Here is a 15,500-nt window from a genome sequence, read left to right as displayed (position 1 = left end):
AGGAAACGATGTCCAGAAGACTGACGTCCAAGAGACTGCTGGGCGCATTTGGACTGGCGCTGGCGATCGGCGCCGCGCCGTTCGCCAGCGCCGCCGCCACCGAGCTCAAACTGTTCCATACATGGTCGAATGAGAGCGAGATCGGCGCGCTCAACGCGATCGTCAAGGCGTTCGAAGCGAAAGGTAATAAGATTACCGAGATGGCCGTGCCGCACGAGCAGGCCGGCTCCAGCCCGCTGGTCAGCCTGATCGTCGCCGGCACACCACCCAATTTGTTCATCAACTCCGAGCCTGGCCTTTATCGCGATCTGACCAAACGCGGACTGGGCGAGCCGCTCGACGCCTATTTCGACAAGATCGGGGCGACGCCGAATTTTCCCGAAACGGTTTTGAAGTCAATCAAGGTCGACGGCGAGATCCGCAAAATCCCGACCGGCGTCCATATCGACGGGATGATCTACTACAACAAGAAGGTCGCCGCCGAGGCCGGCGTCGACCCGACCAAATGGGCCTCGCTCGACGATATGTTCGCCGACATGAAAAAGGTCCAGCAGGCCGGCTTCACCTTCATCGGAGTGGGCGGCAACACGTTTCAGGCCGGCTATCTCTTTCATGCCCTGGTCGCTGCCGTCGCCGGCCCGGACATATACAACCGCTTCTATGGTGAAACGCCTGACAAGACTGTGTTCGACGAGAAAGGCCTGCGCGACGCGATCGACATGTTCCGCAAGATCACCAGCCAGGCCGACGCGGGCTGGGTGAACCGGCAATGGAACGAGACGACCAGCACGGTCATTTCGGGCAAGACGCTCATGCAGATCCATGGCGACTGGATGAAGGGTCAGTGGAAGGCCAACAAGAAGGTGCTCGGCGAGGATTTCGGCTGCATCAACATTCCCGGCACCAAGGCGCTATCGGTGACGGTGGATGCGTTCGGCATCCTCGGCGGCCAGCCCGATGACGTGCTCAAGGCAGAGCTCGACTTCGCCGGTACCGTCGTCGACCCCAAGATCAACGCCGAGTTCGCTTCCATCAAGGGATCGAGCCCGGTGCGCCTGGACGTTCCGACCGACAAGCTCGACGCCTGCAACCAGCTCGTCCTCGACTCGCTGAAAAAGCCCGGCTTCAGCGTCCAGAATCCTTTCAACATATCCGACACCGACTGGCTGAACTCGGTGTGGAATACGATGTACACATTCCAGGGCGACCCCGACATGACGGTCGACGACGTCATCGGGGATTTCCGCAGCGAATACGCGGCGGTCTTCCCGTAATATTGGTTGAGTCCGCGCCGCCCACCTGCCTCGCGAGTTCGTCGAAGGACGATACCCTCTCCCGTGAACGGGGAGAGGTTGATCGATCATTTGGCCAACTCAACGCGCCGCCACTAACCCACGGGAAAACATTTTGCGCAACAGACGGCGGGGGCAACCCCTGCATCCATTGACAGTCGTCATGCTCGGCTGGAGAATGAAGAAGGTCAACGGCGATAGCCATGCGGGAAGGCAATGGTCCAACCGCCAGATACCGGACACCGTCCTGGCAGCGTCGTCGCGGTCATCGTCATTTGTTTGATCATCGTCGCTTTGTTCTTCATAGGCTTCAGATACTCAAGGCCAGGCCAAGGTACCCTCGTTATTCCTGGCGGTACGCTGCAGCAACCGTGAATCCGACCCCTTGGCGCTGATGCGGAGCCGTTCTCGGGCTACCAAAAGTGCCCCGGCGGGACTGGGGACGACAGCAAGAACCGTCCGGCGCTTCGCGGCCGGTCTTTTGCATCCCGCCGCGGCCTTCCTTTCCCACCTAAACAACCAAGCCTGGCCGGTGTGAGGTCGACATACTGGGAGACGACGAGCCCCATCCACCAGGCACTAGACGGCCCTGATCAGCCGGAGCAGAGAAAGCGCCTCGAAAAAGGTCCCCTTGCGAAAGGCGAGATAGGTCGGCTCTTCGACACCGTGGAACCGGCGCTTGAAGGCCGCCTGCCCCTGCAGGTTGAAGCGGGTGCGATTGACCCACGGCGATTCATAGGCGCGCTGGAAAGCGCACCGCCAGAAATCGCTTTCGACAAACCCGCTGGGTCCGATTTCGACCAGCGGCGACAGGCCGAGGGTAACGACGGAAACACCTTCGTTGCGAAAGCGGTCGACCGCAAATTTGGTCAGGCCGATCTCGGCATGCGCCGAGGCATCGATGTGCTTGCGCTTGAACGAGGTGGTGTAGCCGATGACCTTGCCGTCACTGAACAGCGGATCGAAATCCAGCAAGGCCACGAGCTCTCCATCCGGACCGTGCAGGACGAAGCGGCGCATGTCGATGCCAAGGTGATCGGCAAAGGGCCTGTTGAGAAACCTCATCTCCCAGCGCTTGACGATGCGGTCTGCCCGCCAGTTCTGGGAGAGCCTGGCAATCTCGTCGAGGAAGACGGTCCCGTTGTCCTCCGCAAAGGAAAACCCCTTCCTCAAGAGCCAACGTTCGGAATAGCGCACTGTCTCATTGCGCCTTCCGGAAAAGTCGTGGCCGGGCAGGACAAGCCTGGTGTCGACGCCAAGGCGGTTGACCTGATAGCCAAGCCCGGCAAGCACGCGCGCCGTCTGTTCGCCGATCTGCACGAACCACGGGCTGCCTGCAACCTCGACGAAACGTTTGATATAGTCGCGCCGATCGGCCGGGGCAGCCATTGGATCACCGAGCGCGAAATGATGTCGCGTTTTGCTGCCGTAAGCGATGTAGCCCTGGGCATCGCCGAAGTAATGAAGCCCCTTCTGCACGGCGGCCGAATACGCAAGGGAAAAATCACCATGGCGACGGACCAGCGCCAGGCGCTCGACATGGTTCAGCTGCAGCCGCGGTATTTTAGGCCCGCGGTTTTCCAAAAAACGATCGAGGCGTCTTCGCAATGACGGCATGGTCGACTTTCGCGTGCCGGCTAGGCCGATGAAAGAGCTGACGGACCCCAGACCGATCATATTGCCGCGAGCTGATCCTTACCTGGTGCGGCATCTTATCCGGCCGGAACCGCCAGATTTAGGCACAATCCGCCCCCGGTCCCGCCCCAAGGCGGCACCACGCATTGTTGTCGACGCCCAGCGTCTGACGGCTGGTTGCTGCGCTCTTCGCGACACGAAATCGATTCCACTTCGGAAGCGCTCACCTGCCAAACACGATGGCGCTTATCGAACTGCGCTCTGAGAAGATTGTGCTTGATCTGAAGCCAGGAATTCGTCGCGTTCTGCTATCCACAAATCGGCATAGTCGACATTCTGCCACTCGGCAAACCACGGGCCGCCGCTCGTATAGTGGACCGCCTTAGGTGTGCCGACAGCAGGCTTTTCGTTCCAGCCTTCGAGCCAATTCCACTCTACCGGCAATGAGCCCAGATCTTCGTCGGCAACCCACTGCATTCGGTGAAGATAGGCGCCACTTTCCTGGTTCACGACCTCTGGCGTGAGCGATTTGACCGAGGGATGCGCGCAATTGAACAGCATCAACGACGACCAGTTTTTCCGAGGATAGGATGTCTGGACCACGCCATCCATCTTGGTCGTGGCCTTCGGCGTATAGTCATGCTGGACGCAATAGACCGCCTTGTCCGAGTCCGTATATTTCAGCAGGCCTGCGACGTCACCGAGCCACAGGAAATCGCAATCGCAAAACAGGGCCCAACCCGTGTAGCCGGCGAGAAAGGGCGTCAGAAAGCGCGTGTAGGTGAACTCCGTTGAGGCGAGCGGGTCTTTTTCCCGCCAGTACAGCCCGCGGCTACGCATCTCGTCCTGCTTGATCGGAATGACGGAGACAGGCGCCGACGCATGTTTGAGCAGCGAGTGGCGCGCGACGTCGTACGCGATCGGCTCACGGCTGTCCCATCCGATAAATACCCTAAACGCATCAGTCATATTCACTACCCTGGCTTTCGATTTTAACGGTCGTACACTAACTAGTTGGCGATGGCTCGGCAACAATGGCGGTCGCGCAAGCCGGTTTCTCACAGATTTGTCCTGGCCTCGGTCTTGCTGGTTCGGGTGGAATTGGCCTCGCTCCCCAATGCCACACGCGCCCATTTCTGATAGGTGTAGCTGGCGGAATAAGCGGCAACCATCGCCCCAGTGGAACCGTCCAGAAATCCCAGCCGGAAAACATAGCTGCGCATATAAGCCCAGACAGAGCGCAAAACCGCCTTGCCTATCGAGCTTTTTTTGCCCTCGGCAAGCAGCCGCGCGGCGGACGCTTCGGCGTACCGGCCAATCTTGTCGTGGGCATCCGCCAGGTCGGCGATGGAGTCGTGCTCGATCGGCTGGGACAATCGCCCGACCTTCCCGTTCACCACTACTTTCTCGTGCACGGTATCGTCGCTGAAGCGCCCGGAGCGGCGACGAAATAGCCTGAGCACCAGATCGGGTGACCAGCCGCCATGGCGGACAATATGCCCGCAAAAGCGCGATCTTCTCGGTATTTCGAAGCCGTCATAGCCTTTTGGGTCGGCGATTGCGGCTCTGATTTCCGCACCGAGCGGCGCCTCCACCCACTCATCGGCATCCAGCGAAAGGATCCAATCCCCCGTTGCCGCGGCAAGCGCACGGTTTTTTTGCGCGCCGAAACCGGGCCAATCAAGGGTCATCAAAACCTTGGCTCCGAGATCACCGGCAATGTCCCTGGTTCTGTCGCTGCTGTCATTGTCTAGAACGACGATTTCGTCGGCAAAATCCACCGAACGAAGGCAGCGCGCGATGGACGCCTCCTCATTGCGGGTGATGATAACGACCGAGAGCACCGGCACGGTCAGAAGGTTCCGGCATCAAAGCTGCCGCTGTCATTCGAATGTATCTGCAGCATCGGCTCCCGGCCTGTTAGCGCACTGAGGGTACTAACCTAATCCAACAAAGTCGAAAATCATTTCAGATCAAGGCTTTCATACAGCGCCATCATTCGCTTTATCATGACGTTGAAATCATAATGCTCGGCCGCCGCTCTCACCCGGGTCGCGGTCTCACATCGTGACGACAACTGCAGCGCGTGCGCGAGCCCTGCAGCGAGGTCGCTTTCGCTGGCCGCGTCGCAAACAAGCGTCGGCTCGAACCGCTCGACAAGCTCGCGCGCTCCGCAGCCGGTGCTTACCACAGCGGGCAAGCCGCTGGCCATGGCCTCGATCACCACTGTGCCGAAAGGATCATAGATGGAAGGCAGCACGGCAATATCGGCCGCGCCGTACCACGGCAACATGTCCTTTTGCGGCCCCAGCATCTTGAGCCTTGCGCCGAGACCCAGCCTGTCACCAGCCTGCCTGAAGGCGTTGGCGCGCGAATCGTGGCCGACGACCCACAATTCCGGCTCGCCATCGAGCCTGGCGACAGCCCTCATCAGTGCAAGAAGCCCCTTTCGCGCAAAGCCCGAGCCGACAAACAGGACGACCGACCTGTTATCGTCGACGTCGAGCCGCGCGCGGACCGCGGTCCGATGCTGTTGGCGCAGTTGCGGATTGAAGCGGTCGAGGTCCACGCCGTTGGGGATATGGTGCACATTTTCCGCCGGATAATCGTAGTGACGGACAATGTCGTCTGCGACCATTTTCGAAATCGCAATGACAGCTTTGAGCCGTGGGCTGGCATAGGTTGCGCGCTCGAGGCGCAGCGTCTGGCGGTGAAAAGGGCTCAGCGCCATTGCCGCCCTGCCAAGCCGCGTCTGGAAACGCCGCCGCTCGGCAAGATAGGCGGCATGAACGCCCTCCCCGGCCCGGAAGACATCGCAGCACGGGAGGCGATCGTTGCTCTGCACCAGCGCCCGTGGCATCTCGGCGATCTTGCGGCAGGCGGCTTGAGCAAAGGACGTCGCCCGCAGCGAACGCGGAAAGCGGCGGCCGGCGCAATGGATGAACTCTATCCCTTCATTACGCGGCCAGTCGCCGGAGAGCACGGCCACCGGCCGCTGACGCGCCGCGAACGCGGCCATGATGTTTTCCAGCATGATCTCGCCTCCACCGAAAGGCGCATAACGCTGGCGCACGAACAGGATCGGCACTGTCGGTTCGGCTTGGACCTGCCGATCATGCTGAGACAGAGCCATTTGACCTCGCTACGCCGTGAAGATTTGCACATGATCGACTGGAGTGTCGTTTTCCTGAGGTAGACTGTGCGCCGCCGAGCAGAAGCCGCGCATTGCCGTCAGTAGCCGAAAGCCTCAAAATCCTCGGCATAGAGGCTAGAGACGATCCCGCGCGATCTCTTATCATAGTAATCGTCGGCCTTGCTCGTCGCATCCGTTCGGCTTTGGCTGCGGTGGATGGTGTTGCTGATTTGCCTGCCGCCACTGATCCGATCCCACACCTTTTGGAAGTCCTCGGCGAAATTTTCGACACGACCGATAAAATCAAACTCGGACGTGGGCATGACAAGCGACGATGTCTGCGGAGCCCAATGGAGGTCCGCATACAGCCAGCCATCTTCCAGGAGATCACAAAATTCACAGAAAGTCGGGATATTGCCGCGCTTACCGATGTTTTTCTTTCCCGTCGCGACCTTATCCAAATAGGCCGACAGCACGCGGCTGTAGGGATTCCGCACAAACGTGAACGCGAACACGTTCGAAATCGAATCAACCTGATCGACGGTCAATTGCGACGGACGCAACAGGGTGTCGCTCTGCAGCAATTGTTTCTTCGCGCCGGCGAGCTGGAACTTTTCGCGAAATTTAAGCTGGGCCAAGTTTATTGTGACCGTAGAGTTGGCCGACTTCGCAATGCGATTGTAGAAAAATCCGTGATCGGGATCAAACAATCCTTGCCGATCGGCGGTCAGTATCGTCAATTTGCCGCCATACGGGTATCGCTTGTAAAACGGAGAAGCCGGTATGGTCCTTTTGGCGACCGTTCGGCCAACCTTTGTTTTGATTTTCCGAAATCGTTTCAGCACATTCGAGCTCGATCCGTGAGTGGTTTCGTCCCCCGTTTACCGTGCCCACCGCGGCGTATAGCGTAAGTCTGTCGACGCTGCCAAGTTAGAGATTGAATGTAAAAAATTTGGCGGAACATTTGCGTTGTCTAACGCCTTCCCACCCCCGGAAAAACATCGCAGCACAAAAGGCGATCATTGTCCTGCACCAGGGCCGGAAGCGTTGGTCGTGCTGTGACAAGCCCGTGCGACGCGCGATGCCTCTATCCACCTCAATTGAGCTTTCGAACTTGGCGGGAGTTTCTTCGCGGTCTATTAAGCGCCGTAAGCCAGCCTTGGATAGGGCAATGCGGTAAAGACAGTCTGCCTGCTTACAGGCCTATGCCACGACAGGTAGACTGATTTCAAGGCGAGGGTTTTTGCCGATGACGACCAGCCATGTTTCGCCCGATAATGTCGTGCCGGGCAAACCCCAGCTCGGCGCATTCCGTCGCCTCGAGCGCTCGTTGCGGCCACGGCTGCAAAGCCTTCGCGACGTAGTCAGGGAGCCGTTTCTTGCCTGGGCGCATCCGGAAGCCCTCGCCTTCTACCGCAGGGCCGTGGCAACCGCATACCTGCCGGACGACTTGATCGACGTGGTCCCGCAACTCAAGATCCTGTACCTGGCAACGCCGAAGGCGGCCAGCAGCCGCATTCGAAGCAACCTTGCAGCCATGATCGGCAACGACACCGTGTCGGGGTGGCGCAGCGACCAGAACTGGAAGGTCCACAACCGAAAGGCGTCACGGTTGCAGGCGCCTCGCCACGGCATCGTGCAGTTCCACCACATGGCGACAAGTGCTGAAGCCTTGCGATTTACCTTCGTTCGCAATCCCTACACCAGGCTGTTGTCGTGCTGGGCCGACCAATATCGCGACCGTCCCCTTGTGCCTGGCTATGGCAGGGTCGAGGTCTATCTGGCCCACCGCGAACGGGCCGATCCGGCGCTGCCTGTCGGCGCTGACAAGAGCCTTTCCTTTGCAGATTTCGTCGCCTTTGCCTGCAAGACGTCCACATGGCGCATCGACAAACATTGGCAGAGGCAAAGCGACATTGTCGAAGTTCCAGGAGTTGCGTTCGACCTCATCGGCAAGACCGAGACTTTCGCAAAGGATTTCGAACGGGTTCTCGATCATGTCGGTGCAGGCGACGATATGCGGCGCGCGGCGATGCCGCCCCTGCACACCTCCTCGCGTCGCAGGCTTGCCGACTACTTCACGCCAGAACTGGCGGATTCCATCTATCGCGCATATGAGCGCGACTTCGATCAGTTTGGCTATCCGCGCGCGCTTCCAGAGTGAAAATATCGGGCGTATCGCTCAAAGGTACCCGAAAGCCTGCATCAGGGGCTTCCCACGGCCCTCGGTAAGCTCCGCCAATTCCTGCTGACCAAGGTCGGTCTTCCATCGTCCGCGCCCGTCATAGATCGGCTGATTGACCTGCTGGTTGCGGAGTGCAGTATGTTGCTTCTCAAGTTCGACTTCGGCCGGCTTGAACCATTGCTGCGGCTTCCTGTGATAGTCGAGCAGGTCCGGGCTGAAGGGCAGGTTGAGAAAGCCGCAGATGCGCTCGACGATCTTGGCCGGATCCTCGACCAGATCCTCGTAGCGATAGATCAGTACATCCGGCTGTCCTTGTTCGGCGAGAACGAGCGCATTGTCGCCGATCCAGCGGTCGAGCGCCTCCCTTGGATCGCCAAGACGCTTGGCCAATGACGCCACGACGTCGCGCCCGTCCCGCACCGGCATCACGAAACGCGCCCCGGGCACGAGGCGGCGAATACGGCCGACGCGACGGATATGCCGCGGCGTTTTTTCAAGCAGCAAGGTCTTTCCGGCACCGCGCGCCGCGCGCTTCAGCTTCCAATAGCGAAACATCGCCAGCGGCGTCCATTTGAAGAAGACATTGGTTTCCTGGAACGGCAGGTAGACGTCGGGATGGGCTGCGAGGATCGTCGCGATCAACGTCGTGCCGCTATGACCGCAGCCGCATATGAATCCGGTCCGCATCACCATGTCGGCAGTGCTCCCATGGCCCGACCCCGCTCCGTCACGGCAAAAAAGAAATGCTGGTAGCCTTGAGGGTGGCTATGCGGAGGCATTCGAAAACTTGGCGCCTTTCAGGAAACCGGACAATACCGCCTCCTGATAGCTTTCCTCGGATTGCGAAGCCACGGCCGTTCGCTTCCAGCTTTGTGGAAGACCAAATCCCTGCTTCTTACGTTTGAGCGTGCTTGCCGGCAAAACATTGCGATATGCGTATTTAAGCCCGCCCTTAAGCTGGCCATCCTTGTAAAGAAACGACTCCGGCAGGCTGAACGCATATTCGATCATCGTTCGCGACAGGAACGGGATACGCGCTTCGAGCGAAACCGACATGCTCAACCGATCGACCTTGGTCAGGATATTGTTGGGCAGACTGGTATGAAAATCGAGATATTGCAGGCTGCGCAACGGTCCGAGTTCCGGCTTCCACCACGCCCTGAGATGGGCGAGTTCATCATAGTCAGCAGCGATGGCAAGGCGTTCGCGATAGACGTCGCGCTGCCATCTCGTTCTGCCGGAGCCAATGGCGATGGAGAGCTCGACCGGGTCACGCGTGGTGATCAGGCGCAAATTGCGGTCCTTCAGGCGCCACCCGCTCTGTGAACCGAACGGGACGAAACGTTGCTTCCTGCGAATGCCGCTAAACCGCTTGTATGAGCGATAGCCGCCGAAAAGCTCGTCCCCGCCATCGCCCGTCAGCACGACGGTCCTGTCGCGGCTGGCAAATTCGCAGACACGAAACGCCGGGATGGCGGCCTTGTCGGAAAGCGGCTCGTCATACCATTCCCGCGTGCGGTCGAAGACGTCATCGAGCTCTGTCGGCTGCAGGATCCGGATCGCGTGTTCGGCGCCGAACAGCGCCGCGACCTTGGCCGCCTGCGCGCTCTCGTCAAATCTCGGATCTTCGAAGCCGATCGAAAACGCCTTTGCCGTGGGGTTCACCGCAACGGCATGCGACAGGACAACCGCCGAGTCTATGCCGCCACTGAGAAAATAGCCGACCGGCACATCGCTCACCATGTGAGCGGCAACGCTCGCCTGCATGCGGTCCCGCAGCCCGTCGGCCAGGCGGTCGTCATTGTCCGAGCGGAGTTCGGTAGGCATGGTCCAGTAACGCCCGACATCGACGCGGCCGGTTTCCAGATCGAATGTCAGCCGACTTGCGGCCGGAAGTTTGAAGATATTGCGGTAAAGGCTTTTGGGCGCTGGAATATAGCGGCATGCGAGATAGTCCAGGACAGCCGTCTCGTCGATCGGCGGCAGATCGTCGCCGAGCCAGGTCTGCAGCGCTTTCAGTTCCGACGCCCAGGCAAATCGGCGTCCCGAATGGAAGTAGAAGAACGGCTTCATGCCCGGCCGGTCGCGGATCGCATGCAGCTTGCGGCGTTCCCCGTCATGGATCACGGCCGCATACATGCCGTCCAGCTTCTCGCAGAGCCCTTCGAGCCCCCACACCCGATAGCCATGCAGCACAACTTCGGAATCGGACTGCGAGGTGAATACGCAGCCTTTGGCAATCAGATCGGCGCGGAGCTCGCGATAGTTGTAGATCTCACCATTGACCGTGATCGCGAACTTCCCGTCGGCGCTGACCATGGGCTGATTGCCTGCCGCCGAGAGGTCGATAATGCTGAGGCGCCGAAACCCGTGATAGAGATCGCTGGTGACACGTGCGCCGCCATAATTCGGGCCGCGGTGCACAAGCGTGTCGCGGGCCTGGTCGGCACGATGGATATCGTCGGGCGAAAAGCCCTCGGCACGATAGACGCCGAACAATCCGCACATCATTGGCTCCGCAGGAAGATCTTCGGTTCGAAAGCTTTTTGCCGGCTCCGCCAGCCGGGCCAGACCAGTATAGGAAACTGCCTGGATGCTCAACCGCCCTGCTGATTTGTACGGTCAGGCTCGAGCGGCCTCGAGCAGGCGCCTCATGTTCTTCTCCGCCTCGTCCATCACCTCGGCCCAGGGCCGTAGGCGGCCGTGATCTGGGGATCGGCCCGGGCCGAGCGCGCGGGCCGATAGAACTCGCATGATGGATCGCTGTGGCCAGCCAGACCTGCTTCTCGGCCTTCTCGAACCGGAGAGCAGAACCTAGATGGCAAAAAAGGCATCGGCATATGAGGCAAAATCGTAGCTATCGGCGTCGTGCCGCTATGTCCGCATCCGCAGACAAACCGATGCATCGGATCAATTCACACCTGCCCCTGTCGCCGATATAAGATATGCCATGCCGCAGGAAGGCCTCATCGAGCCGCTTCCAGTAATCGAGCCGCGCAAGTACATTGTCGCAGAAGGCTACATCATCTACGCTGAGGTAGTCCAAATAACCACCGACCTTACCTTTTCGAACCTTGAAACTTTCCGGGTCGTCAGGATTGCGTGGTCGCAATTTTCCGCCATAGCGCGCACCCAGTTCTCCTGAGATTTCAGATTGCTGCATTCGTTTGAACGACCTACTGACGACCACATCAGCAAGGTTGGACTCGTCGAAGGACTTTCCCACAAAGTTTCCGACACTGCGCAAAGCGTCGTTTGTATCCCGCTGCATATCTTCATAGCGCAGAAGCGCAATTTTTCGCATGTAACTTGCGGCTGCGAACCACTGCAGATTGAAAAGGGCAATCTTCTCGACGCCGTGTTTGGGGCTCCTTACACATTCGCCTATCGGACCTGCTCCCAGCTGATGGCGTTTGCAAACCTGAAAATATCCAGACACCACAGTGTCGCGGGGGTCTCGCGTCAGAAATAGGATCCGCTGCCGTTTGTAGCGTGATTTGTCGGTGCTGATCTGTGCAATGTCACGCAGCTCCTTGTGGTCGGAACCATCATGCGTGTAAGCCGCATTGACGCCCAGATCGTCAAGCATTACGCGCAGCCACGTCCGCCCGGACTTGGGAAACGAGACGACAAGGAGTGGCGGCCTTTTTGCAAAGAAGTTGGACAACAATCTCAACTTAGGCCTCCGATTGCGAGCACTTTGATTGCGCAAAATCAGCGGTTGTAAATATCGATCAAAGCATTGGCGATCCGTTGCGAAGCTGGCATCTTTGGATCAATCGACAGATTGGCATTGAGGAAGTCCCGGCTTTGCTCAAAATAGGTCGGTCTTGACCTGACCGCAGCAAGGATATCGTCGACGAGTTGATGCTCCGACCATGTTGGTTTGAAAGCGCCCATAGGACTGTCGAACTCGACCATCGGCGAAACCAGCGGAAAGAGCACCACCGGAATGCCGCAGGCGATCGCTTCGTAAACCGTGGTGCTTGGGCGAGTTACTAGCGCCAGGGCGTCCGGGAGCAGTTGTGCGAAGTCTACGGGCGATTTGTTCGGCATGTCGACTTTTGCGAACATCGTGGGATGGACACTAACGACATGGGCAAGGCCGAGTTTCGCACATGCGGCTGCCACCGCTTCAATCGATTGGCGGTCTGCGAGGTCTTCGATATCCCCCTTGAAGTTCACCAGCACGAAAAGCCCTTCATCGTGCCTGGCGCCCGCGTTTTCGACAGCACGCTCAATTACCGGGGAGCCGACAATGTAGGTCGGTTGTCGTCGTTGCTGCAGCGCTGCCGGTCCCATCGACAGGATGTAGTCAGCTCTCACAAATCGATGCGGCTGCAGCAGTCTCGCACCTCCGATGAGGCCGACCACACGGACCATTCCGAAGTTGATAGAATCTATGAACCGCCTAAAAAATTGCGGTGCATAGTCATTTCCAGTCACCAGCATGTCGCAGGGTCTGATCGTCCGCTTGAGCTCAGCAAAGCTGATATGCGACATTCCCCGGGCGTTTAGTTCAGGGCGTGCGACGCCGCCGCGTTTCAATCCGTCAATATGCGCGAATACGCATTGAATGCCGCCGTCGACCAGAAGTTGAGCCGCATCAGCCAGCAGACGAACATTGTTGCGATTGTGTGGGACGAAGTAGACCGTCCTCGTCTCTGCCCTGCCGCGAGCGTAGATACGCCCCCGCCTGAACAGGTTTCCTGGATGCACAAGCCTGTACACCGCGAGGAGCCGCTGCACAAAGTCTTCGCTGATAAGAGAAGCCGACTTGTTCCCCGACCTACCCAAAGATATGCATCGCCCTCCAAGTCTTGAACCAGCCGCCAGCCGGCAGTTTACAGCGTTCTCGCCGTAAAAAAAGGCCCTTGACCACTTGGCTGCTGTGGCCTTCCTAGTGCGTTCGCGATGCCAGGCGTGGCGGAGTCAACTAGAGGCGATGAGTGAGCACATGTGGTGTCGCGCCTCGTCCATCACGTCGGCCCAGGGCCGTTCGCGCTTTGAGACCAGCACGGCCGAAGGATAGTAGGGCGTGCGGTCGCCCTCCACTGGCCACGAACGTTTGAAGCCGTCACCAAGGATGAAGACCGACGGGACGCCGAGGGCGCCCGCCAGGTGGGCCCCGGTGTTGCTGATGGTTACGACGGCGTCCATCGCTGCAACCTGCGCCGCGAACATGTCCATGTCGACAAGCTGATCCACGGTAGGGTCGTGCAACACACGTGTCGGGTCGCCATCGGTCAAGATTTTCAGGTCTGACTCGGTCCGGCCATATTGCAGCGAAACGAACCGAAGGTCCTGTCGGCCAAGCAGGGGACGCCACGCCGCCAGCGGCGGCAGGTCCTTGCCGGGATTGGAGCTGCCCCATGCGATGCCGACCAGCGGCCGGCCGTCCTCGCTGTAGCGGGCGCGAAGTTCAGCGACCCGCGCCGGATCCGGTTTAAGCGGGACGAAATGCTCCCGGATCGTCGCCTCATTGGTTTCGAACACAGCAGTCAGATGCTGGACGCCGGCAAAGGCCTGCGCCTCGGCGTAGGCGGCCTTGTTCCCGGGACCGACAGCCCGCACATCGGCAATGGGAAATGTCCGCTGAAACAACGGCACCAACCGATGCTCGACGAGCACGATCAATCGTGCGGCGCGGGCGAGCGCGCGGCCGACGGAACTCGCATGATGGATCGCGGTGGCCAGCCCCTGCTTCTCGGTCTCCATCAGGTCGACAAGCAGTACCTGGCCCGAGACATCCTGGCCGAGCCACTCACGCTCGACACGCCCTTCGACGATATGGCGCCGGGCGATCTTGAGTTCGGCCGCCGGGCCGTAAGCGCCCATCCGCATCAGCGCCTTGCCGAGCTCGTCGAGCAGATGTACCTCGCCCCTCGACTTCGCGATCGATGCTAGCGCCAAGGCTTTCGGCAGCGCGGCCGACCAATCGCGCGCCTCGATGCTTCGCCGATAATCCGCCATCTGATCGGCAATATCGCCGTCGCGCCAGCGAAGGAAAAGCTGCCGCCGATGACTGCGGAACCAAACCTTGTATTTGTAGCCGGCAAGCGCGATAGCGCGGCGGAACCGGAGAAGAAATCGGCTATCGGCCATCAGCAACTCCACTGATGATTTGCCTGATCCGTCCACCTGCTTCCTGCATTGCGGACGCCCATGCCTGGCCGCCTTTTCTGACCAGTCGAACGCTTGGATATGTGGCCACGGTCTCGCCGAAGGCGGGCCACGACAGCCGAAACCCGTCGTCGAGCATGACGACCGTTGGGACGCCAAGCGCCCCCGCCAGATTGGCGCCGGTATTGCTGATCGTCACCACGGCATCGAGCGCAGCGATTTGCGCGGCAAAGCGGTCCATATCCGACAACTGGTCGACGGAAGCGTCATGGATGATGCGTCCCGGCGCCCAGTGCTCGAACTCGGAAAGCGCCGGCCCGACATCGCCATATTGCAGGCTGACGAAACGTCCCGGCAGGCTGCCGAGCAACGCCCGCCAATCGTCCAGGGCCGGCAGGTCCTTGGCCTTGTTCAGGCTTCCCCAGGCAAAGCCGATCAGAGGACCGGGGCCGCGATCGAGGTAGGTGCTGCGCAACTCGGCGACCAATCGGCGGTCCGGCTCCAACGGGACGAAGGGCGCGCGTGCTGCCGGTTCATCCGGCCAGAAGTGCTTCGCCAGTGTCTCGAAGCAGGCGAAGACATCGGCGTCCACCGCCGCCACCTCCCCCTGTTCCTCCAGCCTGAGATCGAGCGCAGGATATGTTCGGCGATAGAGTGGCACCAGTCGCGGCTCGACCGAGACGATGCATCGCTCGGCAGCCGCGATCACCGGGCCAAGCAACGACGCGAACTGAAGGAAAATCGCAAGATCGCCTTCGCGGCGCTCGACGGCAAGCCTGCGACCCGCAAGATCACTGCCATCCCATTCGGGCCTGCCTGGCATTTGCTTGCTCGACGCAATCAACTGCCAGGCACGGTTCCCGCCGCCGAGACGTCTGAGGCCACGCCCGGCTTTCTTGACAAGCCCGCGATCGCCAAGCTGCTCACCCAGCAGGCCGAGTGCCAGCGCATGGTCCCGGGCCGCCTTCCAGTCGCTTCGCTCGACGCTCTCCGCCATCAGCCTCATATGCCGTTCGACGCTTTCGTCGGCATGACGCGAGGGCCGTTTAAGAAGTTCCTTTGCTCGATCAAAAAGTGTCTGTAGCCGCTTGCCCGCGCCTGCTTGCGGGCGCAGGTCCGCAGCTTTTGCTTT

Annotated in this window: 13 protein-coding genes; 2 read left to right on the top strand and 11 right to left on the bottom strand. The window is 59.8% G+C overall.

Annotated features, from left to right (window positions below; translation table 11 throughout):
• Nucleotides 1-8 precede the first annotated feature (8 nt).
• Complete coding sequence (locus NKH89_RS02630; RefSeq protein ID WP_023717677.1) at nucleotides 9-1,274, top strand: ABC transporter substrate-binding protein; 1,266 nt, start codon at nucleotides 9-11, stop codon at nucleotides 1,272-1,274.
• A gap of 597 nt (nucleotides 1,275-1,871) precedes the next feature.
• On the opposite strand, the gene NKH89_RS02625 is transcribed toward NKH89_RS02630, so the two are convergent.
• The 5 genes from NKH89_RS02625 to NKH89_RS02605 all read right to left on the bottom strand — a co-directional run bounded on the left by NKH89_RS02625 (nucleotide 1,872) and on the right by NKH89_RS02605 (nucleotide 6,800).
• Nucleotides 1,872-2,909 (bottom strand): phosphatidylglycerol lysyltransferase domain-containing protein, encoded by a 1,038-nt coding sequence (locus NKH89_RS02625; protein ID WP_023717678.1) that lies wholly within the window; start codon nucleotides 2,907-2,909, stop codon nucleotides 1,872-1,874.
• 264 nt (nucleotides 2,910-3,173) lie between these two features.
• Complete coding sequence (locus tag NKH89_RS02620; RefSeq protein WP_352494621.1) at nucleotides 3,174-3,896, bottom strand: glycosyltransferase; 723 nt, start codon at nucleotides 3,894-3,896, stop codon at nucleotides 3,174-3,176.
• Between the two features lie 89 nt (nucleotides 3,897-3,985).
• A complete protein-coding gene (locus NKH89_RS02615) occupies nucleotides 3,986-4,777 on the bottom strand; it encodes a glycosyltransferase family 2 protein (RefSeq protein WP_352844043.1) in 792 nt (263 codons plus the stop codon).
• 113 nt (nucleotides 4,778-4,890) lie between these two features.
• Complete coding sequence (locus tag NKH89_RS02610; protein ID WP_051409615.1) at nucleotides 4,891-6,060, bottom strand: glycosyltransferase family 4 protein; 1,170 nt, start codon at nucleotides 6,058-6,060, stop codon at nucleotides 4,891-4,893.
• A 98-nt stretch (nucleotides 6,061-6,158) separates the two neighbouring features.
• A complete protein-coding gene (locus tag NKH89_RS02605) occupies nucleotides 6,159-6,800 on the bottom strand; it encodes a sulfotransferase family protein (RefSeq protein ID WP_023717682.1) in 642 nt (213 codons plus the stop codon).
• Nucleotides 6,801-7,309: 509 nt separating this feature from the next.
• Between NKH89_RS02605 and NKH89_RS02600 the strand changes: the two genes are divergently transcribed.
• Nucleotides 7,310-8,224 (top strand): sulfotransferase family protein, encoded by a 915-nt coding sequence (locus NKH89_RS02600; RefSeq protein ID WP_023717683.1) that lies wholly within the window; start codon nucleotides 7,310-7,312, stop codon nucleotides 8,222-8,224.
• An 18-nt stretch (nucleotides 8,225-8,242) separates the two neighbouring features.
• Here the strand turns inward: NKH89_RS02600 and NKH89_RS02595 are convergent, their stop codons facing one another.
• The 6 genes from NKH89_RS02595 to NKH89_RS02570 form a co-directional block, all read right to left on the bottom strand.
• The gene (locus NKH89_RS02595; protein WP_352908376.1) at nucleotides 8,243-8,932 is read right to left on the bottom strand and encodes a sulfotransferase family protein; all 690 of its coding nucleotides are present in this window, start codon (nucleotides 8,930-8,932) and stop codon (nucleotides 8,243-8,245) included.
• A gap of 78 nt (nucleotides 8,933-9,010) precedes the next feature.
• Nucleotides 9,011-10,753, bottom strand: a complete 1,743-nt coding sequence (gene asnB, locus NKH89_RS02590; protein ID WP_198030461.1) for an asparagine synthase (glutamine-hydrolyzing) — start codon at nucleotides 10,751-10,753, stop codon at nucleotides 9,011-9,013.
• A 349-nt stretch (nucleotides 10,754-11,102) separates the two neighbouring features.
• Entirely contained in the window at nucleotides 11,103-11,912 is an 810-nt protein-coding gene (locus NKH89_RS02585; protein WP_352858406.1) for a sulfotransferase domain-containing protein, read from the bottom strand.
• A 47-nt stretch (nucleotides 11,913-11,959) separates the two neighbouring features.
• Nucleotides 11,960-12,976 (bottom strand): glycosyltransferase family 28 protein, encoded by a 1,017-nt coding sequence (locus NKH89_RS02580; RefSeq protein WP_156948027.1) that lies wholly within the window; start codon nucleotides 12,974-12,976, stop codon nucleotides 11,960-11,962.
• Between the two features lie 201 nt (nucleotides 12,977-13,177).
• Nucleotides 13,178-14,350, bottom strand: coding sequence for a glycosyltransferase family 9 protein (locus NKH89_RS02575; RefSeq protein WP_352908375.1), 1,173 nt, complete (start codon nucleotides 14,348-14,350; stop codon nucleotides 13,178-13,180).
• The gene (locus tag NKH89_RS02570) at nucleotides 14,340-15,374 is read right to left on the bottom strand and encodes a glycosyltransferase family 9 protein (protein WP_352482639.1); all 1,035 of its coding nucleotides are present in this window, start codon (nucleotides 15,372-15,374) and stop codon (nucleotides 14,340-14,342) included. Before NKH89_RS02570 ends, NKH89_RS02575 begins: the two co-directional genes overlap by 11 nt.
• Nucleotides 15,375-15,500: the final 126 nt, after the last annotated feature.

Origin of the sequence: Mesorhizobium sp. M0923, assembly GCF_040319365.1 — a bacterium.
GTDB lineage: Bacteria > Pseudomonadota > Alphaproteobacteria > Rhizobiales > Rhizobiaceae > Mesorhizobium.
This window is presented reverse-complemented; position numbering and strand designations above follow the sequence as displayed.